The organism is Xanthomonas sp. fls2-241-TYG-148 (assembly GCF_030208815.1).
In the GTDB taxonomy this organism is placed as follows: Bacteria; Pseudomonadota; Gammaproteobacteria; order Xanthomonadales; family Xanthomonadaceae; genus Xanthomonas; species Xanthomonas campestris.
Genome location: NZ_JARVTE010000001.1, coordinates 871,968 through 898,408 on the forward strand (window position 1 = coordinate 871,968; position 26,441 = coordinate 898,408).

21 protein-coding genes and 2 other RNA genes are annotated in these 26,441 nt (G+C 65.5%); 11 read left to right on the top strand and 12 right to left on the bottom strand.

The window, feature by feature from the left end; genetic code table 11:
• Window positions 1-62: 62 nt before the first annotated feature.
• The 7 genes from QRM60_RS03915 to QRM60_RS03945 all read right to left on the bottom strand — a co-directional run bounded on the left by QRM60_RS03915 (window position 63) and on the right by QRM60_RS03945 (window position 6,153).
• Window positions 63-1,481 (bottom strand): DNA polymerase Y family protein, encoded by a 1,419-nt coding sequence (locus tag QRM60_RS03915; protein WP_016944862.1) that lies wholly within the window; start codon window positions 1,479-1,481, stop codon window positions 63-65.
• Between the two features lie 9 nt (window positions 1,482-1,490).
• Window positions 1,491-2,141: a translesion DNA synthesis-associated protein ImuA gene (gene imuA / locus QRM60_RS03920; RefSeq protein WP_014506979.1), complete on the bottom strand. Its 651-nt coding sequence runs from the start codon at window positions 2,139-2,141 to the stop codon at window positions 1,491-1,493.
• A gap of 1 nt (window position 2,142) precedes the next feature.
• A complete protein-coding gene (lexA, locus tag QRM60_RS03925; RefSeq protein ID WP_040941660.1) occupies window positions 2,143-2,748 on the bottom strand; it encodes a transcriptional repressor LexA in 606 nt (201 codons plus the stop codon).
• Between the two features lie 278 nt (window positions 2,749-3,026).
• Window positions 3,027-3,656: a DNA-binding protein gene (locus QRM60_RS03930; protein WP_285445644.1), complete on the bottom strand. Its 630-nt coding sequence runs from the start codon at window positions 3,654-3,656 to the stop codon at window positions 3,027-3,029.
• A gap of 167 nt (window positions 3,657-3,823) precedes the next feature.
• Window positions 3,824-4,165: a cupin domain-containing protein gene (locus QRM60_RS03935; RefSeq protein WP_115529990.1), complete on the bottom strand. Its 342-nt coding sequence runs from the start codon at window positions 4,163-4,165 to the stop codon at window positions 3,824-3,826.
• 69 nt (window positions 4,166-4,234) lie between these two features.
• Window positions 4,235-4,825, bottom strand: a complete 591-nt coding sequence (locus tag QRM60_RS03940) for a GIY-YIG nuclease family protein (protein WP_285445645.1) — start codon at window positions 4,823-4,825, stop codon at window positions 4,235-4,237.
• A complete protein-coding gene (locus tag QRM60_RS03945; RefSeq protein WP_115555575.1) occupies window positions 4,822-6,153 on the bottom strand; it encodes a DUF763 domain-containing protein in 1,332 nt (443 codons plus the stop codon). The genes QRM60_RS03940 and QRM60_RS03945 overlap by 4 nt, the downstream gene beginning before the upstream one ends.
• A 61-nt stretch (window positions 6,154-6,214) precedes the next feature.
• On the opposite strand from QRM60_RS03945, the gene QRM60_RS03950 reads away from it, so the two are divergent.
• The 4 genes from QRM60_RS03950 to QRM60_RS03965 are packed head-to-tail and all read left to right on the top strand — an operon-like array spanning window position 6,215 to window position 10,351.
• Window positions 6,215-6,436 (top strand): hypothetical protein, encoded by a 222-nt coding sequence (locus QRM60_RS03950; RefSeq protein ID WP_153065420.1) that lies wholly within the window; start codon window positions 6,215-6,217, stop codon window positions 6,434-6,436.
• Window positions 6,433-7,011, top strand: a complete 579-nt coding sequence (locus QRM60_RS03955; RefSeq protein ID WP_050911653.1) for a 2Fe-2S iron-sulfur cluster-binding protein — start codon at window positions 6,433-6,435, stop codon at window positions 7,009-7,011. The genes QRM60_RS03950 and QRM60_RS03955 overlap by 4 nt, the downstream gene beginning before the upstream one ends.
• Window positions 6,984-8,072, top strand: coding sequence for a xanthine dehydrogenase family protein subunit M (locus tag QRM60_RS03960; RefSeq protein ID WP_164497969.1), 1,089 nt, complete (start codon window positions 6,984-6,986; stop codon window positions 8,070-8,072). The genes QRM60_RS03955 and QRM60_RS03960 overlap by 28 nt, the downstream gene beginning before the upstream one ends.
• Window positions 8,069-10,351 carry a xanthine dehydrogenase family protein molybdopterin-binding subunit gene (locus QRM60_RS03965; RefSeq protein WP_285445646.1) on the top strand — a complete coding sequence of 761 codons (2,283 nt, stop codon included), beginning with the start codon at window positions 8,069-8,071 and terminating at the stop codon, window positions 10,349-10,351. Before QRM60_RS03960 ends, QRM60_RS03965 begins: the two co-directional genes overlap by 4 nt.
• A gap of 461 nt (window positions 10,352-10,812) precedes the next feature.
• On the opposite strand, the gene QRM60_RS03970 is transcribed toward QRM60_RS03965, so the two are convergent.
• Window positions 10,813-12,906 carry a M13 family metallopeptidase gene (locus QRM60_RS03970; RefSeq protein ID WP_285445647.1) on the bottom strand — a complete coding sequence of 698 codons (2,094 nt, stop codon included), beginning with the start codon at window positions 12,904-12,906 and terminating at the stop codon, window positions 10,813-10,815.
• 344 nt (window positions 12,907-13,250) lie between these two features.
• Between QRM60_RS03970 and QRM60_RS03975 the strand changes: the two genes are divergently transcribed.
• From QRM60_RS03975 to QRM60_RS03985, 3 genes are all read left to right on the top strand, one after another.
• Window positions 13,251-13,325: non-coding RNA, sX9 sRNA (locus QRM60_RS03975), on the top strand.
• A gap of 734 nt (window positions 13,326-14,059) precedes the next feature.
• Entirely contained in the window at window positions 14,060-14,938 is an 879-nt protein-coding gene (locus QRM60_RS03980) for an SDR family oxidoreductase (protein WP_285445720.1), read from the top strand.
• A gap of 111 nt (window positions 14,939-15,049) precedes the next feature.
• Window positions 15,050-15,124: non-coding RNA, sX9 sRNA (locus QRM60_RS03985), on the top strand.
• Window positions 15,125-15,399: 275 nt separating this feature from the next.
• Here the strand turns inward: QRM60_RS03985 and QRM60_RS03990 are convergent.
• Together QRM60_RS03990 and QRM60_RS03995 are read right to left on the bottom strand one after the other, a co-directional pair.
• Window positions 15,400-15,897 carry a YetF domain-containing protein gene (locus QRM60_RS03990; protein WP_116903114.1) on the bottom strand — a complete coding sequence of 166 codons (498 nt, stop codon included), beginning with the start codon at window positions 15,895-15,897 and terminating at the stop codon, window positions 15,400-15,402.
• Window positions 15,898-16,033: 136 nt separating this feature from the next.
• A complete protein-coding gene (locus QRM60_RS03995) occupies window positions 16,034-16,675 on the bottom strand; it encodes a TetR/AcrR family transcriptional regulator (RefSeq protein WP_285445648.1) in 642 nt (213 codons plus the stop codon).
• Between the two features lie 84 nt (window positions 16,676-16,759).
• Here QRM60_RS03995 and QRM60_RS04000 point away from each other — a divergent pair, with 84 nt between their 5' ends.
• The 3 genes from QRM60_RS04000 (at window position 16,760) to QRM60_RS04010 (ending at window position 21,969) form a co-directional block, all read left to right on the top strand.
• Entirely contained in the window at window positions 16,760-17,833 is a 1,074-nt protein-coding gene (locus tag QRM60_RS04000; RefSeq protein WP_285445649.1) for an NAD(P)-dependent alcohol dehydrogenase, read from the top strand.
• A 92-nt stretch (window positions 17,834-17,925) separates the two neighbouring features.
• A complete protein-coding gene (locus QRM60_RS04005; protein WP_285445650.1) occupies window positions 17,926-19,377 on the top strand; it encodes a hypothetical protein in 1,452 nt (483 codons plus the stop codon).
• Between the two features lie 306 nt (window positions 19,378-19,683).
• Window positions 19,684-21,969, top strand: a complete 2,286-nt coding sequence (locus QRM60_RS04010) for a glycoside hydrolase family 3 N-terminal domain-containing protein (protein WP_285445651.1) — start codon at window positions 19,684-19,686, stop codon at window positions 21,967-21,969.
• 136 nt (window positions 21,970-22,105) lie between these two features.
• On the opposite strand, the gene QRM60_RS04015 is transcribed toward QRM60_RS04010, so the two are convergent.
• Both QRM60_RS04015 and QRM60_RS04020 read right to left on the bottom strand, forming a co-directional pair.
• On the bottom strand, window positions 22,106-24,655 hold the full coding sequence (locus QRM60_RS04015; protein WP_285445652.1) for an excinuclease ABC subunit UvrA: 2,550 nt from the start codon (window positions 24,653-24,655) through the stop codon (window positions 22,106-22,108).
• A gap of 103 nt (window positions 24,656-24,758) precedes the next feature.
• Window positions 24,759-25,397, bottom strand: coding sequence for an HD domain-containing protein (locus QRM60_RS04020; protein WP_050911904.1), 639 nt, complete (start codon window positions 25,395-25,397; stop codon window positions 24,759-24,761).
• A 141-nt stretch (window positions 25,398-25,538) separates the two neighbouring features.
• Between QRM60_RS04020 and QRM60_RS04025 the strand changes: the two genes are divergently transcribed.
• Complete coding sequence (locus QRM60_RS04025; protein WP_076039390.1) at window positions 25,539-26,285, top strand: EAL domain-containing protein; 747 nt, start codon at window positions 25,539-25,541, stop codon at window positions 26,283-26,285.
• Window positions 26,286-26,441 lie beyond the last annotated feature (156 nt).

Genomic DNA, 26,441 nt, shown 5'->3' on the forward strand with positions numbered 1-26,441 from the left:
GCCTGCAATGCCTTCCAGCCTGCCGACGCATCTACGCACACGCCGTCTGGGCGCAGGCCATCTCATGCGAACCACCCGTGCAGCATCCAGCCATCGGTGCGGCCGGGCGATGCGAACACCCAGGCGCGCCGGCCACGCGAGGTTTCCACCACGTAATAATCGCGGCGCGCTTCGGCATCGTCCCACCAGCCGCTTTCCAGCCGTTCTGGGCCGGAAACGATGCGCAGATGCGGGTCGTGCAGCGGCACCGGGAGCGGCATCAACCAGGTCGGCCGCGGTGGGCGCGGTGGTGCGGCGGCTTCGCGCATGTCATCGCCGATGGCCTTCTGCCAGGCGCGCTCCGGGCGCGGGTCATCTGCCGGCAGCACGCGGTACACCGCGTCGTCGCCCAGGCGTGCGCGCAGGCGTTCGCGCAGCTGCGGCCAGTCCACCGACTGCTGCGCACGTTGATCGAACAGGTCGCGCATGGCCGGCACGAACGGCGGCAACTGTTTGGCCAGCAGGCGCATCGCCACCACCGGCCGTGGGATCTCCACGCGCTCCAGGCGGTTGCGCGCCAACTCGAACAGCAGTGCCGGCGCGCGCTCGGGCGTGAGCAGGCCCACGTCGACATCGGTGGCGCCTTCTTCGTGTTCCAGCCGCAACAGGAAACGCTGCACCCCGCCATCGCGGATCGACAGATACGTGCACAGGTCACCGATCAGGCGGCGCAGCGGGAACAGCAGCGCCGGGTGTGTTTCCACCTCGTAGCCAAGCTCCACGCGCTGGTCGAAATGGTCTGGTGGTGCGTAGCACTCCAGCGGGTCGTCGGCCTGGCCGTAAAGGCGATCCAGATGGTCGAGCAAGGCGCCGCCGAAGCGCCGCCGCACCCCTTCGCTGGGCAGCGCACGCAACGCCGCCAATGTGCGCACGCCCATGTGCTGTAGGCGCTCGCCGGCATCGCCCGGCAACGCGGCACGGCGCACCGGCACCTTGTCGAGCAAGGCCTGCAGTGCGGGCAGCTGGGTCACTGCCATGCCGTCGCGCAAGCCGGCCAGTACGCGCGCGGCGCGCGGCGTTGGCGCCAAGGCCAGCCGGTGCTGAAAACCCAATGCCTGCAGTTCCTCACGCAGGCGGCGCTCGAAGCGCGGCCATGGCCCGAACAGGCGGAAGCTGGCGCCCGCCTCCAGCACGATGGCACGCCCCCATTGCTGACTCACCAGCGAACTATGCCGGTAGGCCCAGGACGCGAGAAAGCGCTGGCAGCGCGCTTCGGCCTGCGGGTCGTAATCGCAGGTCTGCACCTCGGCCATCAACGCGTGCGCGGCCGACAGGCGCATGCCCGGCTTCAGGCCGGCCGCTGCCGCTGCGGCGTTGACCGCATGCAGGCTGCGCAGCTGCGCCGGCCCTTCCACCAGCGCCAACGGTGCCTGGGTGTCTTCGCGACGCCGCAGCACATCGTCCAGTGCCAGCTGCGGCAACAGAATGCAGGCCCACAACATGCGCGGCCCTCAATGCGCCAGCCGCAACGGCTGCGACGGCACCTGGCCGCCGCGGCATTTGCGCACCTGCCAGGCATCGCGCTCGGGCAGAAATTCCAGCCGCAACGCCGCCGGCGATGCATTCACCGCATGGCGACGATCACGCAGCGCGAACGCGCAGCAGTTGCCGCTGTCCGCAGCCACCTGCAGGCGCCGCAGTGCGCGCGCATCGCCGGTCTGTGGCCAGCCCAGCACCGCCGCGCAAGCGCCGCTACGCAGGCATTGTTCGAAGGCCCATAGCGCGTCGCGCGGTTCTGCCTGCACGATCTCCAGCTGCTGCAAGGCCACCCCACCCGCCTGCCAGGCAGGCGCATACGGCACGTACGGCGGCGCCACCAGCACCACCCGGCTGCCGGCGCCGGTCATGCGCGCCAGCGTGGGCAGCAGCAATGCGATTTCGCCGATGCCGTGGGCGGGCAACAGCAGTTCGGTCAATGCGCGGCGCGGCCAGCCGCCATCGGGGAGTACCGCATCCAGCGCGGCATGCCCGGTGGATTCGCCACCATTGGCGGTGGCCGTGCCGTGCCCGGCGCGCCAGACCGTGCGCGCCGCCAGCAAGGCATCCAACGGCATGGCCAGGGCGGCATTGCCGTGTTGCCGCAGCGGGACAGGTTCGCTCATCTCAGCCCTGCCGGATCAGGCCGCAGTACACGCCTTCAATCGCGAAGTCGGCATCGTCGGCCACCACGATCGGCGCATGCGCCGGATTGCGCGGCAGCAGGCGGATGGCATCGGCGCTGCGCTCCAGCCGCTTGATGGTGATCTCGCCATCCACGCGCGCCACCACGATCTGGCCATTGCGCGCGTCGCTGCTGCGCTGCACGCCGACCAGGTCGCCCTCCAGGATGCCGTCGTCGATCATCGAATCGCCCTGCACCTGCAGCAGGTAGTCCGGCCGCAGCGCGAACAGGCTGCGGTCCAGCCAGAGCTGCCGGTCCAGGCCGATGTCCGCACCGATCGGCACACCGGCCGCCACCCGGCCCAGCACGGGCAGCGCCAGCAGCGCATCCGGCCCGGCCCCGCCCGGTACGCGGATGCCGCGCTTGCGGTTGGGCACCAGCTCGATCAACCCCGCCTCGGCCAGGGCCTGCACATGCTTTTGCGCCGCATTGCGCGAGGCGAACCCGAACGCCTGCGCGATCTCGGCCAGACTGGGTGCCAGGCCGGCCTGGGCCTGCTGCTGCAGGAACGCCAGCACGGCGGCGCGCTTGGGAGAGAGACCATCCATCGGGAAGACCAGCCACGGAACAAGGTGTACATTTGTACACCCAACCGTCGCAGCAGGCGAGATCGCCGACCTGAGCCGCTCAGCTGCCGGACTGGTGTTGTGGCACGAGGGAGTTGTAACGCCTGTACTGGCACCAGGAGCGGGCCACGACCCTGCGCCGGACGACCGCTAAGGGTACGGCGCAGGTTCACCATCAAGAAGCTTGGGCCGCGGGACAGTGCGCGTGACCACGGCGCCCCGCCCTCTCGTCGGGGCGCACAAAGTGGCAGCAGAACCGATCAGCTCTCGCGTTTGCTCGCCGACCGCTTCCGCGTCGCCGCCGCTTTCTTGGCGGCAGCCTTGCGCACGCCAGGGCCCTTGGTCTTGGCGGCCTTTTTGGCCGCTGCCGAGCGGCTGCTGGAACTGCGCTTGGCCGCTGCACTCTTGGCCTGGCGCGACAATGCCTGGGTGCCGGCAACCTGCTGGGCGGTGGTCTTCTTGCTGGCGGTCTTCAAGGCCTTCTTGGCGCCTGCCGACCGCGTGGGCGAGGTCTTCTTGGTGGCTTTCTTGGCCGCCTGTTTCGTCGTCTTCTTGGTCGCTTTCTTGGTGGCCTTTTTCGCCGTCTTCTTGGTCGTTTTGCTGGTGGTCTTCTTTGCCGTCTTGGCGGTGGTCTTCTTGGCCGCCTTGGTGTCCTGCGCCGCCTTCTTCTTTGTGTTCTTGGACGCGCTCTTGGACGGTTTGGCATCCACGCCATCGCGGCGTGCCTTTGAAAGGCCAATCGCAATCGCCTGCTTGGTGCTCTTGGCACCATGCTTGCCTTCGCGCACGTGTTCGATTTCTTCTTTGACGTATTCGCCGGCCTGGGTACTGGCCGACTTGCCCTCGCGCTTGTCCTGGGCGGCCGCGCGACGCGTCTTGGCTTCTGGCATGGGGTGCTCCCGGTGCGTTGTGACGTGCCGATGTAAACAACCGCCACGTCAACGCATGGTCGACAACCCACTCACTTGCTGTTGAACAACGTGCTGTCGACCAACGGGCCATTGAACAGCAGGCCGTTGAACAACACGCTACCGGTCTGCATGCGTCGCGCTGCGCATCAGCCTTCGCCTGCCGGCAATGGTTCGCCCTGCGCATCGTAGGCAGGCGGGTGATAGAAGTTGACCGTCTTCAGCGGCGTGTCGCCGGTATTGCGAATCTCGTGCGCCTGGCCACGCTCGATCGCGATCAGGCTGCCGGCCTGCAATGCCTGCGTGTGGCCATCCACGATGGCCTCGCCCGCGCCGTCCACCACGAACAGCCATTGATCGGCGCCGCGATGGCGATTGTCCGGGCCACCTTCGCGATCGCCCGGCGCAATCACCATTTCTGCCGCCTGCACCTGGCGCAGCGAAAACAGCACCTTGAATGCGTTGCTCAATTCCAGCGTTGCGTACTGCATGGGCGCGTCTCCTCATCGGTTGCGCCGATGCTGTCGCTGCACACGTCAAGGCGGTGGCAATGCGCTTCGCTATGCGCAGCGGCAGTACCAGTCCCAGATCACGCCGGGCAGATGCGCCTGCAGTGGCAGCTCCAATGCGCGGTAGCCATCCAGCACGTCGCGCAGCATCTGTTGCGTTGCGGTGGGCCCGGTGACGCCGTCGAGTTCGTTCTGGCTCAACTGCAACAGCGACCAGTCGTACAGGCGATCGATCCGCTGGGCCATTGCCGCCTGCAGCCACGCCTGTAGTGCGAACACGCGATACCCCTGCTGTTCCAGCTGCGCCACTGCCACATCGAGTGCCTGCCCCACACCGCGAAACCATTCGGTGTGCCCGCCCGCTGCGCTGCGAATCGCCATCGGCGCCGGTGCGTTGTGCTCACCTAAGGGCCGGCGCAGTTGCAGCTCCAGATCCCGCGCATCGCGTTCGCGCTCGGCTTCCACCAACACGCCGCGCTCCAGGTCGAAGAACGCAAACCAGCGCGGATGCAGGCTACTGATGCGGCCCAGCGGGTCGCGCGAAAAGCCGATCTTGCAATGGTCTTCCCACTGGCAAGGGAACACATAGGTGAAGCAGCGGCCGTCGATGGCCACCTTGCCACGACGCAGTTGCGCGCTCATTGGCCTGCCTTGCGCTGCGCCTGCGACGCAAGCGATTGATGATCCTCAACCGGCGGCTCCCAACCGAACACGCTGCGCCCGCCATAGCGGTGCGCATCCACGCGTTCCTGCGCGATATACGCCTCTACCGAGGGACCGCGTGCGCTGGCTTCCAGCCGACGTGCCTGCACATCCAGACGCGCAATCGCCTGCAGCCGCTCCTCGTTGCCAAGCCGGGCCTGCTGCATCGCCTGCTTGAGCACGCCGATGGTGTGATCGAACACACGCGTGGGCACCGGAAACGGATGCCGGTCCTTGCCGCCGTGGGCAAGCGAAAACCGCGCCGGGTCACTGAAACGGCACGCTGTGCCATGCAACACCTCGGCCACCATCGCCAGCGAGCGCACAGTGCGCGCCCCCACGCCCGGCACCTGCAACAGCGCGGTGAAATCGGTGGGGCCGCACTCGGCCGCAGCCGCCAGGCTGGCATGCAACCGGCGGGTGATCACGTTCTCGCTGCGTACGTCGTGATGGTCGGGCATGCTCAGATGCGGTTGCTGCGCAGGATCCCAGCCCTGGCCTGCAAACAGGTCACCGGTGACCGGCGTCTGCGCCACAGCAGGCGCAACCGGCGCCTGCGCGGCGTCGATGCGCTGCCATTCGCGGGCAAGGCGATCCGGCGCCAGCGCCTGCAACAACGCCACCTGCGCCTCACGCGCGGCAGCGGCGCGATGGTCGGCCAGGTTGACGATGTTGCCCTGCTGCGGCCCATCGATCGCCGCGTGCGGCGCATCCACAAAACTGCTCAGCCCTTCCGACAACCAGTGATAGCGGCGCGCCTGCTTGCGTTGCCCGTTCATGCCTTGCTGCACCACCACCCAGCGCCCCTCGTCGCTGACGACAAAACTGTGCAGATACAGATCAAAGCCATCCTGCACCGCGGCGCTGTCCACCTTGGCGACCAGGCGGCTGGCACGTGCCAGCGCAGCGCCATCCAGCCCCACGCCATCGCCCACTGCCAGCAACTCGGCAGGCGTTGCGCGCGAATGCCGACCACGCCCACCGCAGACATGAATGCCCAGCTCGCCAGACAACGGCGTCAGCCCACGCTTGAGTGCGCCCATCACGCTGGTGGTGATGCCGGAGGAATGCCAGTCCATCCCCATCACCGCGCCGAAGGACTGAAACCAGAACGGATGCGCAAGCCGCCGCAACAATTCATCGCGCCCATACGTGTGCACGATGGCCTCGCACATCACAGTGCCCAGCCGCGTCATCCGCTCGCCCAACCAGCGCGGCACACACCCACCATGCAGCGGAAGATCGGCACTGCCGCCGCGCCGGCTCATTGCAACCTCGTCATCATCTGCACAGGATACCGAGACCGCTGTCGCACGCCCTGCGATTGGCGTGGAGCGCAACACCGCACAGCTGACGAATTCAGTTCCAGTCTCTTTCATGTGCAACGCAAACGGCGAGCTCGGCCTGCCGCCCGTTGCACGTTGCGTTGCACAGTTCAGCGTCAAACATCGCATCGATGTGAACACCATCACCGCATTGCGTACACCCTGCGTTGACCGCCGCGCGGTCAAGGTGAAGACCCTCTCAGCCATCGCCACGGGGCTCGCATGAATGCCACTCCCGCCGCAGCCCGTGACACGGCACCGGCCACCGCCACCACTGTTGCGCCCACCTACCCGGTAGCGCTGCGCATCAATGGTCAGCCTTATCAACTGCAGCTCGAAGCCTGGGTGAGCCTGCTCGACCTGCTGCGCGATCGTCTCGATCTCACCGGCACCAAGAAGGGCTGCGACCACGGTCAATGCGGCGCCTGCACGGTCTTGGTCGATGGCCGTCGCATCAATAGCTGCCTCACCCTGGCGGTGATGCAGGACGGTGCGGACATCACCACCGTCGAAGGCCTGGCCGAAGGCGAACAGCTGCATCCGCTGCAACGCGCCTTCATTGCCCACGATGCCTTCCAGTGCGGCTATTGCACACCCGGGCAGTTGTGTTCGGCGGTGGGCCTGATCAACGAAGGCCAGGCGCACGATCGTGATCAGGTGCGCGAATTGATGAGCGGCAACATCTGCCGCTGCGGCGCCTATCCGCAGATAACCGATGCGGTGATGGAAGTACTGGGCACACCCTCGGACAGCAGCGAATCGGCCGACACCCCGTGGACCCCAGGGACGGTGCCAGCATGATTCCGCTCAGCTATGCACGCCCGGAGAGCATGGAAGCGGCAGTCGGGGCGATCGCCACGCGCGGTACTGATCCGCAGCCAGTCCCGTCCGAAGCGCCGGTACGCCTGATCGCCGGCGGCACCAACCTCACTGACTTGATGAAGCTGCAGCTGATGCGGCCCAGCCAGCTGGTGGACATCAACCGCCTGCCATTGGGCGAGATCACCACCAACGAGGCGGGCGGTCTGCGTCTGGGCGCGCTCGCACGCAATGCCGACACCGCCTATCACCCCGAAGTTGAGGCACGCTACCCGCTGCTGAGCGCGGCGATTTTGGCCGGTGCCTCGCCGCAGATCCGCAACATGGCCAGCAATGGCGGCAACCTGCTGCAGCGCACCCGCTGCGTGTATTTCTACGACCGCGCCACGCCGTGCAACAAGCGCGCGCCCGGCACCGGCTGCTCGGCGATTGGCGGCCTGACCAAATACCACGCCATCCTGGGCGCCAGTGCGCACTGCATTGCCACGCATCCTTCCGACATGTGCGTGGCGCTGGCGGCGCTGGATGCGGTGGTACACGTGCAAGGCCCCAATGGCGCGCGCGACATCGCCTTTGCCGATTTCCATCGCCTGCCTGGCGAGCACCCGGAGCTCGACAGCACGCTGCAGCCGGACGAGCTCATCGTGCATATCGATCTGCCGGATGCACAGCGCTTCGTGGCGCATAGTGCCTACCTCAAGATCCGCGAGCGGCTGTCCTATGCCTTTGCGCTGGCATCGGTCGCCGCGGCGCTGGATCTTGCCGACGATGGCAGCATCCGCGCCGTGCGCGTGGCGCTGGGCGGCGTGGCGCACAAGCCCTGGCGCCTGCCGGAGGCAGAAGCGCACGTGGTTGGCATGCCGGCGACGCCGCACACCTTTGCGCAACTGGCCGATGCACTGCTGCAGGGCGCGCAATCGCAAGGCGAGAACGCCTTCAAGATTCCGCTGGCACACCGCACCATCGTGCGCGCACTCGACGTCGCGCGCGAAGGCACCATCGACAACCGCGGACGCACCAGCGCGCTGGAGGACTCCCCATGAATGCACGCCCCGACGAGCTCATTGCACCGGTCGCCGACCCTGGCACCGGGCACCGCCCCACCGGCACCGGCATGCCGCGCATCGATGGGCGCGCCAAGGTCACCGGCCAGGCGCGCTACGCCGCCGAATGGCCGGTGCCCGACCTGGCGTATGGGGTGGTGGTCAACAGCAGCATTGCCAAGGGCCGCATCGTTGCCTTCGACCTGGAGGCCGCACGCGCGGTGCCCGGCGTTCTGGAAATCGTGACCCACGAAAACCGCCCGCACATGCGCGGCATGGACCTGTTCTACAAGGACATGACCGCACCGGCCGGCTCGCCGTTCCGGCCGCTGTACGACAACGCCATTCTGTACAGCGGCCAGCCAATCGCGCTGGTGGTGGCAGAAACCTTCGAGGCCGCGCGCCATGCCGCGCATCTGGTCCAGGTGGAGTACGCCAGCGAGCCGCACGACACCAACCTGATGGCCAACCTGGGCCGCATGCACAAGCCCAAGCCGCTCAAGGCCGGCTTTTCGCCGCCGCCCAAGGACAAGGGCGAGCCGGACACGGCCTTCGTCAATGCCGCGCACCAGATCCAGGCCGACTATTACAGCGCGGTGGAACACCACAACCCGATGGAGCTTTTCGCCTCCACGGTGATCCGCGATGCAGAGGGCCACTTCACCATCTACGACAAGACCCAGGGCTCGCAGAACAGCCGCTGGTATGTCTCGCACGTGTTCGGGCTGAGCAAGCAGAAGGTCACCGTGCGCAATCCGTATGTGGGTGGTGCGTTCGGCTCCGGCCTGCGCCCGCAATACCAGTTGGCGCTGGCGGTGATGGCCTCGATCCTGCTGGATCGCTCGGTGCGTGTGGTGCTGACGCGGCAACAGATGTTCACCTTCGGCCACCGCCCGGAAACGGTGCAACGGCTCAAGCTCGGTGCCGATCGCGACGGCACGCTGCGCGCGATCTGGCATGAAGCCATCGCCGAAACGTCGCGCATCGAGGATTACGTGGAGGTGGTGGTCAACTGGAGCGGCCAGCTGTACGCCTGCGACAACGTGCACCTGGGCTACAACCTGGTGAGCCTGGATCAGTACACCCCCATCGATATGCGCGCGCCCGGCGCTGCGCACGGCGTGCATGCGCTGGAAGTGGCGATGGACGAGCTGTCCTACGAGATCGGCATGGATCCGCTTGCGTTGCGCTTGAAGAACTACGCCGAGGTCAATCCCGCCGACGACAAGCCCTATTCCAGCAAGGCGTTGCGCGAGTGTTACGAACAAGGCGCAGAGCGCTTCGGCTGGGCGCAGCGGCCGCTGCAGCCGCGGGCACGCAAGGAGGGGCGCGAATGGGTCGGCTGGGGCATGGCCACCGGGCAATGGGATGCGATGCAGATGTTTGCGCGTGCCCACGCGGTGCTGCATGCCGACGGCCGCCTGGTGGTGAGCAGCGCCGCCAGCGATATCGGCACGGGCACCTACACGGTGATGGCGATGATTGCCGCCGAAGCGCTGGGCCTGCCGATGGAGCAGGTCACCTTTCAGTTGGGCGATTCCACCTTGCCGGTCGCACCGATCGAAGGCGGCTCTTCGCATGTCACCACGATCGGCTCGGCGGTGGATGGCGCATGCGCCAAGCTGCGCAAGCGGCTGTTGCGGCTTGCCCAGGCAATGCCGGATTCGCGCTTTGCCAAGGCCAAGCCGGACGATGTGGTGTTCGCCAATGGCACGCTCGCACTGCGCGCCGACAGCAGCAGCGCCATTGCCCTCACCCAGGTGTTGGCAGAGGCCAAGCTCGATCACATTGAAGACAAGTTCCTGCTGTTGCCCAACGTGCTCAAGCAGCGCAAATACACCCGTGCCACGCATAGCGCGGTGTTTGTGGAAGTGCGCGTGGACGAGGAGCTGGGCACGGTGCGCGTTGCCCGCGTGGTGAGCGCCATTGCGGCCGGGCGCATCCTCAACCCCACCACCGCACGCAGCCAGATTATCGGCGGCGTGGTGTGGGGCATCGGCGAGGCCCTGCACGAGCAGACCCAGTCCGACCACCGCTTCGGCCGCTTCATGAACCATGATCTGGCCATGTACCACGTCTCCGCCAACGCAGACATCCACGACATCGAGGTGATCTTCGCCGACGAGGATGACCGCGTGGTCAGCAGCCTGGGCGCGAAAGGCGTCGGCGAGATTGGCCTGGTGGGCGTGTCCGCGGCAGTGTGCAACGCCATCTTCCATGCCACCGGCAAGCGCGTGCGCAGCACCCCGATGACGCCGGATAAGGTGATGGCAGATTGACGCAGCCGCTTGCCGGCAGCAGCTTGTTGTCAGTAGCTGAGTTGTAGTGGGAGGGCTCTGCAGAAATGCGAGCCCTTCTTGCATGCCCTGCAGGCTCAAGGCATCACTAGAGATGGCTTAGCCTCGTCATCCAGCTACGTCCGCGCACCGATGCGTCTGCGCCGCATAAGGGCGGCCCGGCACCACCAAGCTGAGCACACCGCTTCGGCAGCCCACACGGCAGTGAGCTAACCGGCAGTTGGTGAGTGCTGAGTGCTGAGTGCTATCTACCCCAAGCACGCCCAGGCGTAGCGCGCTGGACGTGACCACGACCCACGACCGGGACGTCGATCCAGGACCGCGAGCGTGGGCAGTCATGGATCAGCCACGGAGCCCAGCGCGCCATTCGAACCTGGCCGTACCGCCAAGCAGCTCGTCCTTCGCCTACCCTGGCACCCACGCCTGAAGGCAACAGCAAGCCCTTACCAGATCACCACGCGGTCTTTCTCGCCGCGCACCATTGGGTCACCTGCCTTGCACGCGAAAGCGCTAGCGAATTGCGGCATGTTCGAAGGAGCTGCAATGGCCCTCACTTTGGCTGGGGCATGCGGGTCGGCAGCCAATTGAACCAGCTGCCGTTCCTCACGCGTGAGCCAGCGCCAATTCCGGGCGAAGGCAAGGAAGAAGCGCTGATCCGGGGTGTAGCCATCTACTGTGACTGCATGCTCCGGATGCTTGCGCAGGTTGGCTTGCAATGCATCGTAGGCAACGTTGAGTCCGCCAAGATCCGCGATGTTCTCGCCCAGGGTCAGCTTGCCGTTGACGTGCAACTCGGGATGGTCCGCTAGCGGCACATAGGCATTGAACTGCTTGACCAAACCTTCAGCGCGCTGCTCGAACGCAGTGCGATCTACCGGTGTCCACCAATTGGCATTGTTGCCCGCCCCGTCAAATTGACTGCCTTGGTCATCGAAGCCATGCGTCGCCTCGTGGCCCATGAGCGAACCGATCGCTCCATAGTTCAGCGCATCATCCGCTGTGGCATCGAAAAACGGAGGTTGCAGAACGGCTGCAGGAAAATTGATGGAATTGTCACTTGGGGAGTAGAACGCATTGACTGTCTGCGGCGTCGTGATCCAGCGCTTGCGATCGGTTGGCTTGCCGACCTGATCGATGTTGTAGCGGTAGTTGAACTTGGCCGCTGCTTGCACATTCCGGTAGTAAGCGCCCGGCGTGAGATCGAGCCCGGACCAATCACGCCACGTGTCCGGGTACCCGATGCGCGGGAGGAAGGTGTCCCATTTCGCCAGCGCCTTCGCCCTGGTCTGCTCACTCATCCATGCGACATGCGTGATACGCACCTTGAGCGCGGCACGAATGTTGTCGACCAGCTCAGCTGCGTGTTGCTTCGCCTCCGGCGTGAAGACCTTTGCGACATACAGTTGGCCCAGGCCCTCCCCCATGGCATCGTTCACCACGCCCAGCACGCTTTTCCAGCGGGGATCCGGTTGTGGCTGCCCAGTCAGGACCTTTCCATAAAACGCGAAGTTGTTGTCGACAAACGCCTTGCTGAGCTGCTTGGATGCGTCATCAATCGCATGAAAGCTCAGATAGGCCTGCCACTGGGCCACCGGCGCCGTGGCCAATTCATGGTCGAATGCAGCAAAAAATTTCGGCTGCGATAAAGAGAAGCCGGGTCCCACGTCCACGTCTTGGGTTCGAAAGAACGTGGTCCAAGAAAAATGTGGGGTTGCTTTATCCGCCTCAGCCAGGCTGACGAAGTGATACCCCTTCTTGGGGTCCCGCTGCTCAACCGGCGCTAACGACGCAGCAGCCAAGCGGGTCTCAAGTGCAAGAACAGCTTTCGCCTGTGCCTCTGCGACATCCGCAGACACGCCAGTGAGTTCGAAGGACTTGGCGATATAGGCCAGATACGCTTTGCGCACAGCGGCGTGGTCTGGGGCGCTGTAGTAATCCTTGCTCGGGAGCGCCAAGCCGCCCTCATCTGCGAACGCAATCTGCATGTTTGCATTGCGGAAGTCGGATTGCGCGCTGAACTTGAATACCTGCGCGTCCCCCTCGGCGTGGCGTTGCATGATGTAAGAGGCGACATCCTTCGCGGAAGAAAGCGCGGCAATGGCCTCCAGCTGCGGACGAATCGGTTGCGCGCCAGCGGCCTCGATGGCTGCCTCGTCCATTCCGGAGGCATAGAGAAGCCCAAGCTTACGGGCGACCACGTCCCCCTGACCATCAGTCTGCTTGGCAGCTTGTTCGACGATGTCGCGCTGGGTCGAGAGAGTTTTCTCCATCAACCCAGGAACCACGCCCCAACTGCTTCGGTCTGGCGGAATAGAATTCGCCTTCTCCCAACTGCCATTCACGAACCCATAGAAGTTCTGGCATGCCTCGACTGCGGAACCGAGTTCGCTGATATCGAAAGTGGATTTCGGAACGACAGGAGGCGTCGAAGACACCGCCGTCGGTGCATGACCAGACGCACTGTCATCAGATACACGCTTACACCCTGATAACGCTGCAACCACGGCAAAAGCCACTAGTGAAGTCTTGGCCAGCATCGTTAATTCCATCGGAATGTATGAAGAAATATCTTAGGTGCACACGGCAGGGCGTGCCCCCGCGCTGAGCTTTATTGAGGATCTAGTTCAGCTATCTCGATATACAGACACTGCGATCCTGGCGCGCGAAAGCAAGGCACAAAGCGTTCTGTTCGGGAATCAGACCACACCGCTTACAGGCCCAGAGACGTTGGGCTACGTTCGCGCAGCGATGTCGCCCAAAACGTTGACTGGCTGCCAGCAGGTCAAAAAGTCCAGCGATTTGTTACACACACGCGCATTAAGAGCAGCTATCAAAACCACTGCGCAGCCGCCATACGGCGCGGCCGGTGCTCGGAATCGGCATGTACCCACGTACATTCCGGTTCCTCCGCGCCGTCCGCACCCACCTGACGACTGCTCGCTACGTTTTGTTAGCCGCTCTAAGCATGCGGTCGCGCCGGGCAGTTGTCCTCGGTGCTACAGACACCTGCGTCGGAAGGATTCGGCGGGCAATGCGTGGTGATGGCCCCGTTTCTTTCATGCGGCGGCTGCTGGCATTGCGAGCGCAAGGAAGCTATGGGCATACGAGTTGCGAAATGAATATAGGCGCGCGGAACCGCTTTGCTTTAAATTCGCGGATCGTTCGGAGCACTTAGCACGTATGCAAAAAGAATCGCGCCCTCCGCCTAGCGCAGCATTTGCACGACTCCCGCGCTACGCCTGACGCGAAGCAAAGTATGGTCATGTCGATGTTTCGCTGCGCACCTTCCAGGGTGTCTACTTCGGCCCGACTGCCAAGCGCCACAGCGCCGCACGTGATTGCGCTGCCATGCGGAGTGGCTGTGCTCGCACGGCTTCACATCCACGGCACCTGACACTCACGCATCGCTGCCGGCACGCGCGGTGAGATAGCTCCATGCCGTGTGCTCCCGCAGCCATCGCGTCGTCTTACGGCACGCAGCTGACGCATTCGCAACGCAGCACCGGCCTTCGTTCCCCCACCCGGAGCCGCACCATGACCGATCACGACGACCCCACCCATTCCCCCGCCCGCCGCCGCGCCATTGGCGCGCTCGGTACCGGGCTTGCCGCTGGCGGCGGCGCGCTGCTCTCCGCAGGTGCGTCGGCACAAACGGGCACAGCGGCTGCCGGCGGTGCGAGCCGCCCACCGATGCAGGACCCGCGCACGCAGTATCCGCAGCCACCGTTCGCGACCCCGCAACAGGAGTGGCCGGGGTTGGCCTCCAAGATGGTGCCGCGCCCGGACCATGGCGAAACCAGCTATGTCGGTTCGGGCCGGCTCACCGGGCGCAAGGCGTTGATCACCGGCGGCGACTCGGGCATCGGCCGCGCTGCAGCCATCGCCTACGCACGCGAGGGTGCCGATGTTGCCATCAACTATCTGCCGCAGGAAGAATCCGATGCGCGCGAAGTCGTCGCGCTGATTCGTGCCGCCGGGCGCAAGGCGGTGGCTATTCCCGGCGACCTGCGCAGCGGCGCGTTTTGCAAGCAACTGGTGGACACCGCCGTGCAGCAACTGGGCGGGCTGGACATCCTGGTCAACAACGCCGCGCGCCAGACCGCGCAGAAATCCATCCTGGACATCGACGACCAGCAGTTCGACGACACGCTCAAGACCAATCTGTACGCCCTATTCTGGGTAACGCGCGCGGCGGTGCCGCACCTCAAGCCGGGCGCGGCCATTATCAGCACCAGCTCGATCGTGGCCGACGACCCGCCCGAAGCCCTGCTCGACTACGGCATCACCAAGGGCGGCATCGTCACTTTCACCAAGGCCTTGGCCAAGCAGCTCGCGCCGAAGGGCATCCGCGTCAACGCGGTTGCGCCCGGCCCGTACTGGACCCCGCTGCAGCCCAGCGGCGGCCAGTTCCCCGACAAGCTCAAGACCTTCGGCAGCGACGGCCCGACCGGCCGCCCCGGCCAACCGGCAGAGATCGCGCCGATCTATGTGCTGCTCGCCTCCCAGGAATCCAGCTTCACCACCGGCAGCATCTTCAGCAGTGTGGGCGGGCGCGGCAACGTGGGCTGACGTCGGTTGCACGGCCATGCACCGTTCGCGTTGTGCAGGTGCATGGCTAAGAGCAGCGATCCAAACGACTGCGCAGCCGCCAGGCGGGCGCGGCCGGTGCTCGGAATCGGCATGCACCCACGTACACTCCGGTTCCTCCGCGCCGTCCGCATCCACCTGACGACTGCTCGCTACGTATTGTTAACCGCTCTAAAGCCGTCGGCCATGACGCACGGAGTGGCTGGCGCGTGCGCGCACGCGACCAGTCGACGACTGCAAGCAATTCGTAGGAGCGCGCCTGAGCGCGACGTGGCGTTACCGAGTGTGCAGTAGCGATGGCCATCCGGCGATCAGACCACCAAGCTCATGACGGCCCAGTATCAAAACTGTTGCCAGCAACCAAAAAAAGCGGCACATCACCAGCGCACACCACGCAACGCCATACACCAACGCCGCGCGGCTGGCCTACATCACCCCATCCACTAGCGCGTCTTCAAAATACTGATCTCGCCCGAGGTCTCCAGGATCGCCAGTTCAATGTTGGCATCGTCGCGGCAATCGGCCTTGCGCTTGGCCACTTCGAAATCGGCGTAGCTGACGTTGCGGTGCACCAGCTCCTTCCAGAAAACTTCGCCGTTGCGCGCCAGCACGGCGGGGGTGCCCTGCACCCAGGTATCCAGCCGGCGGCTGCGTGCGGTGACCACGCCTACCAGCCAATTGAGCAGCAGCAATGTGGCGGCCAGGATCAGCCCACCCAGCAGCGAGACGTCTTCGCCAATCAATGAGTTCTGCACCGCGGTACCCAGCAGCACGATCACCAGCACGTCGAATGGCGTGGACTGGCCAACCGCGCGCTTGCCGGTGATGCGCGTGAGCAGCAACACCACCGTGTACACCGCCACCGCGCGCAGGATGAACTCCCACCACGGCATGCCCAGATGCATCATTTCGTAGAACCGCACGCGTGTTTCGGTGTCCATCTCACTGCGCCCATGGCTGTTGCAATCAGGCACGCACGCTAGAGCCAAGGTGGTGAAAACACCGTGCTGTGCGGTTGCGCCAACGGCCGCGTTGCAACCGGCGCACGCGCGGCAACGAACACAACCGCAGCCGCACTCAACTGCGCGCGGCGGGCTTCTTGCGCACCGGGCGCCGTGGCGTTGCCGGGGCTTGCGGTGTGCGCACACCAGCCGTGGCCAGCGCCATGGTGATGAGTCCGGCAATGAGGCGCCGCAGCACCGCTGCGTTATCGGTTGAAGCCTTCAGGCTGGTGGTGGCCAGGCGCAGGATGTACGCCAGGTCGGCCGCGGGCATCGCGCTGTCGGCACCCATCTGCGGGCGCAGCACCTGCACCAGTTTCGCTTCCATGTGGCTGTAGAGATCGTCCAGTGCACCGGGCGCATACACGCCGCAATTGCTGATCAGATCGATGCCGTTCGCCGAGTCGATCACCGCGGCCACCGGCTCCAGTACCCAGATATCGAACAGGTGCTGCAGCTGCGTGCGCAGGTCCTGGTCGCTGCGCACGCGGCGTTCGGTCTCGGCCACGCACAGCATGCGCTGGCGCTGCACCTGCGCGGCAAAGACCGATTCCTTGTTGGCGAACGCGGCATACAGCGACGGCCGTGACATCTGCGCCGCTTCGGCGATGTCGCTCATGCTCACCTTGCGGTAGCCATGGCGCAGGAACAGCTGCAGCGCCGCGTCCATGATGCGCGTCTGCTTGCCGTCCAACGCGGCGTCGGCCTGAACAGGCACGGGGGCGGATGACTTTACACTTGACATTATCTGTAAATAGGTAAACCTTACACGTTCCGAAGATTGTAAAGCACCCAGCCCGCCATGACCTCCACTGCCGATCCCCTCGCCCCCACGCCCCGCACCACGCGTGCCTATGCCGCCCTCGAAAAAGAAGGCGCAATGGTGCCGTGGCAGTTCGAACGCCGCGCCGTGCGCCCCAACGACATCGCCGTCAAGGTGCAGTACTGCGGCGTGTGCCATTCGGATCTGCACTCGGTCAATCACTGGGCCAGCGAATACCCGCTGGTGCCGGGCCACGAAATCGTCGGCGAGGTGATCGAGCTGGGGGCCGAGGTCACCGGCTTTTCGATCGGGCAGCAGGTGATGATCGGCACCATCGTCGATTCATGCCGGCAATGCCCGCCCTGCGAAGCGCACATGGAGGTGTACTGCCGCGAGTTCCCCACCCTGACCTTCGATGGCGTGGACCGCGTCGATGGCAGCCGCACCCGCGGCGGCTACTCCGAGCACTACGTGTCCGATGCGCGCTTTGTGTACCCGTTGCCCGACGGCCTGGACCCGGCCGCGGCAGCACCGCTGCTGTGCGCAGGCATCACTACGTTCTCGCCGCTGCACCACTACCGCATCGGCCCCGGCCACACGGTGGGTGTGGTGGGCATCGGCGGCCTGGGCCATCTCGGCATCAAGTTCGCCCGCGCGATGGGCGCGCATGTGGTGGCGTTCACCACCTCGCCGAAGAAGGCCGCCGAAGCGCAGCGCCTGGGCGCGCACGAAGTGGTGCTTTCCACCGACGCGGCGCAAATGCAGGCGCAGGCCTTCCGCTTCGATTTCATCCTGGACACCGTCTCGCAACGCTACCCGATGGACGACATGCTCAAGGCGCTGAACCTGGATGGCACGCTGTGCGCGCTGGGCCTGCCCGACCAACTGGATTTCCGCCCGGTCATGCTGGCGATGGGCCGGCGCAAGATCACCAGCTCCGGCACCGGCGGCACGGCCGACACCGCCACCATGCTGGCGTTCTGCCAGCAGCACGGCATCGTGGCCGATGTGGAAGTGATCCGCATGCAGGACATCAACGACGCCTTCGCCCGCCTGCAGAAAAACGACGTGCATTACCGCTTCGTGGTGGATATGGCGGCATCGGCGTTGTAGCGCACTACACCCATCGCAGTGACCGTCTGGCGAGCCATCGGCGGCGAAGCTAGACTGGGCGACACGAACCGCAAAGAACGGACTCTTCGCACATGACGCTGCACCTGCTCAGCTGTGCTCTTTCGAGCACCCTTCATACTGCCGTTGATGCGGATGCATGCACTGAGGTGCTGAACACGCTGCGCGGCAGGCACTTCCCCGCGCTGGATCAGTACTTACGCCTGCATCAACGGCTGTATCAGGCAGATTCCCGCGGGCCGGTTGCCCGGGCAATGGGTGCCACGGACTTATTCATCAGGGCATGTAGCCCGGATGGATTTGTGCGGGAAAAAGCGCTACGCGACTTCGTGCAATATCCCGGTCGCTTGGCACTGGCAGCAGCACTCTTACGCTGCGACGATTGGGTACCACAGGTGCAGGCCCGAGCGATCGACCTGGTCACTAGTCTGATAGTGGCAGATGACAGTAGCCTGTTCGACTTTCTCGAACTGCTGCTGGCGCTCCAGGAACGCGAGCGGTTCTCCGAGGCGGTATGGCAGCCGCTGATCATGCCGCGCATGCGGCAACTTTCCTCCACAGCCGTCAATGCCTGCTGGAGCGCCACGACTCACGCAAGCGCCCCTGCGCGTCTGTTTGCTTACCAAACACTTAGTGGCGCCGAGCCAGAGATCGCCATACGTGCAGCGCAAAAGGCGATCACTGATGTTGCACCGTCGGTTGCCAGATGGGGCTTGGCTCAAGCAATGAAGTTTCCATCCAGGACAATCACACTGACCGCGCTTGCCCAGGGCCTGCGCCACCCGATCGCAGTCATACGCGCTCATGCGCTGCGTCTACTTGCTCAGCTGGACGCAAACGGCGCAAGAAGGGCAGTCGAAGAAGCACTGTTCTCCGACACTTACGTCTTACGCAATGCAGCCATTCATCTGCTCAAAACCTGCTACGGCGAGTCGCCAATCAACTATTACCGTGATGTGATCGACACGCGTGATCCCATGAAAGAAGACAATGCACTGATCGCACTCGCGGACATGGCAACACCCGAAGATGCAGTGCGCATGCGCCCCTGGATCAACCATCGCAGGCGCGAGCTACGTGCCGCTGCACTGCGTATCGCTGAACGCGCAAAGCCTGATGATCTTCGCCAACTGGTCGAGCAGGCATTGACAGACAGCGCGAGCAAGGTGGTCCGTGAGGCGCTCACGCTTGCGGAGAATAACGGCTGGCTGTCCCGCCAGTTGCTCGAAGAGCACTTTGCTATCACCACGGCGCCAAACACACAGCGTTGTCTGATAAGCACAGCGCATCGGCTGGACAAGTGGAACGGCATTGCAGTGCTATTGCAGTGGTATCGCACATCGGTCGGCGAAACGCGGAACCACGCGGCTCGCGAGATCAGTCACTGGACACACAGCGAGCCCAACAAGTTTGCTCCGCTACGTGCCGGCCTGCGTCTGGAGATCACCTCGGCGCTGGACGCCCTTAAGCAAAGTGACCCGTCCATCTACTGGGACGCAATCGCGTTTGCTGTTCGTTCAAGCTGATCGGCCGGGCAACGCATGTCAATATCGTCTACATCGCATCACGGTTTTCCACCCGAATCCGTCAGCGTCATTACAGGGTCGAGGGGGAAACCTGACATCTGGGTTAAGACCACAAGGCGCGGGATGTCGCTTTGCGCCAGCGCGGCAGCGCTGTTGAAGCAAATGTCGTTCAACGCCGCACGACCACAGCCAGCACAGAACGAATATTCGGATGGCCCGAAGCCCGCGGTGCAAATGCGAACGCGGCACGTGCGCCCGGGCTTGGCGATCCTGTAGCGTGGGCTGACACCGCCGAACACCGCCTCCATGCCCGCACGCACCACTCGACGTCAGCTCCTGCAAGGCGCCGCCAGCCTGGCCCTGCTCGCGCGCATTCCCGCTGGCTGGGCAGTGCCTGCGTCTTCGTCACACACGCCTGGCTTTATCGATGCATTGATTGCCCGCATGAGCGTGGAGGAGAAAGCCGGCCAGCTCAGCCTGTTTAGCTCGGCGCAGCAGGACAGCAAGGCGGTCGTCGCCAACCCGCTGGACCGCACTGCCGATGGCAGCGCGCAACTGGCCGCGGCCCGGGCCGGGCGGCTGACCGGTGTGTTCAACGGCTCCAACGTGCGCTGGCATCGGCAACTGCAGCAGGCGGCCATGCAAAGCCGGTTGCGGATTCCGCTGTTGTTCGCCGCCGACGTGATCCACGGCTACACCACCGTGTTTCCGGTGCCGCTGGCCGAAGCGGCCAGCTTCGAGCCGGAGCTGGCACGGCGCACCGCGCGTGCCGCCGCCATGGAGGCTACCGCTGTGGGCATCGACTGGACCTTTGCGCCCATGGTGGATATCGCCCGCGATGCGCGTTGGGGACGTGGCGTGGAAGGCGCGGGCGAAGACGTGCTGCTGGCGCGGCAGTTTGCGCAGGCACGCGTGCGCGGCTTCCAGGGCGATGCGGGGCTGGCGCATGCCGAGGCGATGGCGGCCTGCCCGAAACACTTCGCCGCGTACGGCGCGGCCGAGGGCGGGCTGGATTACAACCGCGTGGATGTCTCCGAACGCACGCTGCGCGAGGTGTATTTCCCGCCGTTCCAGGCCGCATTCGCTGCCGGCGCGGTCACCACCATGGCCGCCTTCAACGAACTGTCCGGCATTCCGGCCACCGCCAATGCATGGCTACTGGACACGCTGCTGCGCCGGGAGTGGGACTACCCCGGCCTGGTGGTGTCCGACTTCCAGGCCGACGAAGAACTGATCGCGCACGGCGTTGCGGCCGATGAGCGCGACGCGGCCCGGCTGGCCTTTCTGGCCGGGGTGGACATCAGCATGGAAAGCGGCCTGTATCTGCAGCACCTGCCAGCACTGGTGGCCGCAGGCGATGTGTCGATGGCGCGGCTGGATGCCTCGGTGCGCCGCGTGTTGGCGTTCAAGGCCGCGTTGGGATTGTTCGACGACCCGTTCCGCCGGCTTGGCGCCGCCGGTGCGCAATCACGGCAACGCCGCAGCGACACCCTGGCACTGGCGCACGAAGCCGCCTGCAAATCGGTGGTGCTGCTGAAGAACGATGGCGCGCTGCTGCCGTTGCGGCGCAGCGGCCAGCGCATTGCGCTGATTGGGCCCATGGCGCGCGACTGGATCAATCACGCCGGGCCGTGGAGCCTGTTCGACGAAGAGGACAAGGGCAACACACTGGCCGCCGCACTGGCCACTGCGTTGCAGGATCCGCAGGCGCTGCAGGTGGTGGACGGCTGCGACTTCGACCAGGCAGTGCAGGGCGGTGTGCAAGCCGCGGTGGCGGCCGCCAGTCGCGCCGATGTGGCGGTGCTGGCGATCGGTGAACCGATGACATATTCGGGCGAAGCGCAATCACGCAGCGAGATCAGCATCCCCGAGGCGCAGCAGCAATTGGTGGCGGCAGTGGTCGCCACCGGCACGCCGGTCGTGGTGGTGTTGAGCACCGGTCGCGCGCTTGCGCTGGAAGGCGCGCTACTCGCCTGCCCGGCGATCCTGGTCACCTGGTTCCTGGGCTCGGCGGCGGGCGTGGCCATGGCCGATATCCTGTTGGGCACACAGGCACCCTCTGGCCGGTTGCCGGTGAGTTTCCCGCATGCGCCCGGGCAGGTGCCCTACACCTATGCCCACCCGCCCACCGGCCGCCCCAACCCGCAGCCGGATGTCCTGGAGCCGTACACCACCCACTACCGTACTGCGCCCAACAGCGCGCTGTTTGCCTTTGGCCACGGGCTCACCTATGGCCGCATCGAGTACACCGCATTGGCGTTGAGCGATGCACGCCTTGCCGCCAACGGCAGCCTGCGCATCAGCGCGCGTATCCACAACCGTGGCCGCCGCGATGCGGAGGAAGTGGTGCAGCTGTATGTGCGCGACCGCGTGGCCAGCGTGACCCGGCCGGTGCGCGAGCTGAAGAACTTCCGCAAGGTTGCCGTGCCTGCCGGTGGCAGCACGCCGGTGGAGTTCGTACTGCGCCGGGACGATTTGCGGTTCATTGGCCAGGCGATGACGCCAACGGTGGAGCCTGGCATGTTCGATCTCTGGCTGGCGCCCTCTGCCGAAGCGGCAGGCGTCACGGCGAGCTTCGAACTACTGGCGTGAGGTGGCGTGCGATTGCGCGTGCCCCGCCCTGTTCCATCGGCTAGTTCCAAAACTCAAAAACTGCGCCGTGCAACCGGGCACTGCGCGCCCTGATGCACGGCACCACGCGCATCAGTAATCCTCGCAACGCCTGCAGTCACCCCTTCAACACCTCGGCCAGGAACAGCGCGGTGCGGCTGCCGCGATGCGCCGCCACCTGCGCCGGTGTGCCGGCCACCACCACGTTGCCGCCGTTGCCGCCCGCGCCCGGGCCCATGTCCAGCACCCAATCGCTGCTGGCAGCCACGCGCATGTCGTGCTCCACCACGATCACCGTATTGCCCGCATCCACCAGGCCCTGCAACTGCAGCATCAAGGTGTCCACATCGGCCGGATGCAGCCCGGTGGTGGGTTCGTCCAGCACATAGACGGTGTCGCGGCGCTGCGCACGTTGCAACTCGGTAGCCAGCTTGATGCGCTGCGCCTCACCACCGGACAACTCGGTGGCCGGCTGGCCCAGGCGCAGATAACCCAGCCCCACTTCGCGCAACACCTGCAGCGGCCGCAACACGCTCGCATCATCTGCGAAGAACGCAGCGGCCTGGTCCACCGTCATCGCCAGCACCTGCGCGATGGTGTGCTCGCGCAGCGTGATTTCCAGGGTTTTGGCGTTGTAGCGTGCACCGTGGCAGGTGGGGCACGGCGCATAGACACTCGGCATGAACAGCAGTTCCACGTACACCGAGCCCTCGCCCTCGCAGGTGGCGCAGCGCCCCTTGGCCACGTTGAACGAAAACTGCCCCGGGTCGTACCGGCGGCGGCGTGCTCCGGGCGTGGCGGCAAACAGTTTGCGCACCGAATCGAACAGGCCGGTGTAGGTGGCCAGGTTGGAGCGCGGCGTGCGGCCAATCGGCTTCTGGTCCACGCGCACCAGCCGGCGCACATGCTCCAGCCCGGCCACGATCGCGCCGCCCAACGAAATCTGCGCATCGCGCTCGAGTGGGTCCAGCGCGTCGTCGTCATCGGCGTGCAGCTGGCCCAGGTGCGCAGCCAGCAATTCCACCAGCGCCTGACTCACCAGCGACGACTTGCCGGAGCCGGACACGCCGGTCACGGTGGTGAACACGCCCAGCGGCAGGTCCACGTCCAGCGCCTGCACGTTGTTGCGGGTGATGCGGCGCAGCTGCAGCCAGGCGGTGGGCGTGCGTGCGTGGCTGTGCACCGGTGGCGGCGTGCCGAACAAATAGCGCCGCGTGGAAGAGGCCTGCACCTGCGCCAATCCGTCTGGCGGGCCGCTGTAAAGCACCTGCCCGCCATGCACGCCTGCGGCCGGGCCCACGTCCACGATCCAGTCCGCATGACGGATCACATCCACCTCGTGTTCCACCACGAATACCGAATTACCCGCCGCCTTGAGCTGATCCAGTGCGCCGAGCAAAGCCTGCGCATCGGCCGGATGCAGGCCGGCCGAGGGCTCGTCCATCACGTACACCACGCCGAACAATTGCGAACGGATCTGCGTGGCCAGGCGCAGGCGCTGCAATTCGCCCGGCGACAGCGTGGGCGTGCTGCGCTCCAGCGTGAGATACCCCAGGCCCAGCGCCTGCACCACCGCGATGCGCGCGCGCAGATCTTCGGCGATGCGCTGCGCAGCGATTACCTGTTCGGGATGTTCGGCTGCCGCCTCGCGCTTGCGTTTGCCCTGCGCAGCCTGCGTGGCGGGTGTGGCTTCGGCGGCAGGGCGCAGCAGCTCGGCCACCTCATCCAGCGGGCGCTGCGACAACGCGCCGATATCCAGCCCGGCAAAGGTCACCGACAACGCCTCGCGGCGTAGCCGCTTGCCATCGCACTGCGGGCACTGCGTGCTGATCAGATACTGCGCCACGCGCTTTTTCATCTGCGCGCTCTGCGTGGTGGCAAAGGTGTGCAGCACGTAGCGCCGCGCACTGGTGAAGGTGCCCATGTAGCTGGGCTCTTCCTTGCGCTTGAGCGCGCGCCTGACCTCGTCCAGGTCGTAGCCGGCATACACCGGCACCACCGGCTGCTCGTCGGTGTAGAGAATCCAGTCGCGCGTTTTCTTCGGCAACTTGGCCCATGGCACGTCCACATCAATACCGAGCGTGGTGAGGATGTCGCGCTGGTTCTGCCCATGCCACGCGCCCGGCCAGGCAGCCACCGCGCGCTCGCGGATGCTCAGGCTGCGGTCCTGCACCATGCTGGCCTCGGTGGCGTCGTAGATACGCCCCAGGCCGTGGCAGGTGGGGCAGGCACCGGCCGGCGTATTCGGCGAAAACCTATCCGCATAGATGATCTCCTGCCCCGGTGGGTACTGGCCGGCGCGCGAATACAGCATGCGCAGCGAGTTGGAGATGGTGGTCACGCTGCCCACCGAGGAGCGTGCACTGGGCGCGCCGCGCGCCTGCTGCAGTGCCACCGCCGGCGGCAGGCCGTCGATGGCGTCCACCTCGGGCACGCCGACCTGGTCGATCAGACGCCGCGCATATGGCGAGATCGAATCCAGATAGCGCCGCTGCGCTTCGGCAAACAAGGTGCCGAAGGCCAGCGACGACTTGCCCGAGCCGGACACGCCGGTGAACACCACCAGCGCATCGCGCGGGATATCCACGTCCACGTTCTTGAGGTTGTGCTCGCGCGCACCGCGCACACGCACCAGGCCGGGGACAGGAGAAGACGCTGAGCTGGACATGACACCAAACCGACAACTGGACAGTGCGCCAGCCTAGCGCGCCGTGCATGCAGCGCGCGTCAGCGCTTGTGCCCGATCCACCGTGATTGCACCGCTGCGCCGGTCAGGCCACCGCGTGCGCAGGCACGGTGTCGATGGAGCTGTCGGCCAGTGCCTGCATGCGCGCCACCACGCCGCTGAACAGGCGCGCAGTGGCCGCCTCGCGGGTGCGGAAGATCTCTTCCAGCGCAGCGTAGTACCACAGCGTGCCATCGCGCCCGGCGGTGAACACGTTGAAGATGTCCTGGCCCACATCGGGGTTTTCCAGATCCTGCACGATGGTGCGGGCGTTGTAGAGCTTGTCGCAGCCGGACACCAGCAGCGCGCGCTCGGGCGTCTTGCGCAGATGCGCCAGGTAGGATTGCTTGCGCTCGCGCCAGTCGCGCTTGCGGGCGCTGGCGGTGTTGTCCACGTCGGCCTTGTCCTCGGCGGTGGCGTCGGTGCAGGCCATCACGATATCGGCCACCGCATCGCCGAACTGCGCGCGAATCGAGCCCTCATGGCCGCCGCCGCAGTCTTCCACCACATCGTGCAGCAGGCCGGCGATGGCCTGGTCCTCGTCACCGCCGCATTCCAGCACCAGCGTGGACACGCCAAGTAAATGGCTCAGGTACGGGATCTGCGTGCCCTTGCGCAGCTGCCCGGCGTGGGCGATGCGGGCGTAATCCACGGCCTGGGCATAACGTTCGGTGAGCGCGGTCATGGGGCGTCCAATCCTGAAGATGGCCGCAGTATCGCCGAGCGCGACGGCAGCGGTGGTGATGGCCTGCAACATCGTCCCTCAAAGACACCGCCGTGCGGCCGATAGGACTAGGGTTGTCTGTCACCGCACGATTGCTCGCCGATGCCTACTCTCCCCGTTTGCCGCGCCTGCCGCGATGGCCAGGACTTTCCCACCGCCATTACCATGGCCTTTCAACCCATTGTCGATGTGGCCACGCGCCGCATCTACGCCGGTGAAGCGCTGGTGCGCGGCGTCGACGGCGCCTCGGCCGCGAGCATTCTCGGCGCGGTGGACGAGCGCAACCGCTACGCGTTCGACCAGGCCTGCCGGATCAAGGCGATCGAATGCGCCGCGGCGATCGCGTTGCCGGCGCTGCTGTCGATCAACTTCATGCCCAACGCGGTGTACAACCCAGAACACTGCCTGCGCGCCACGCTGGAGGCCACCGAGCACTACCAGTGGCCGCTGCACAGCATCATCTTCGAGGTGAGCGAGCAGGAGCACATGGCCGACCCGGCGCATCTGCTCGGCATCCTGCGCGCCTACCAGGCACGCGGCCTGAAGACCGCCATCGACGATTTCGGTGCGGGCTATGCCGGGCTCGGCCTGCTGGCCGATTTCCAGCCAGACCTGCTCAAGCTCGACATCGCCCTGGTCCGCGGCATCCACACCGACCGCAGCCGCCAGGCGATCGTGCGGCACGTCACCCGCATGTGCGAAGAACTCGGCATCGCCGTCATCGCCGAAGGCATTGAAGAAGCCGACGAATACCGCACACTGCGCGATTTAGGCATCCACCTGCAGCAAGGCTATTTGTTCGCCCGCCCGCAACTGCGCGCCCTGCCCCCGGTGCATTGGCCGGACTGAGGTGCAAGCGCGGGTGACGCTGCCCGCGCATGCGGCGCATGAGTCACTCGGGCGGCCACATTCAACGGCGCGTATCTGCGCGCACGCAGCGCGTCAATCAATGCGGCTAGGAAAGCCGCACGTACCCGGCGAGAGAAGACGCGGCGCAATCAACAC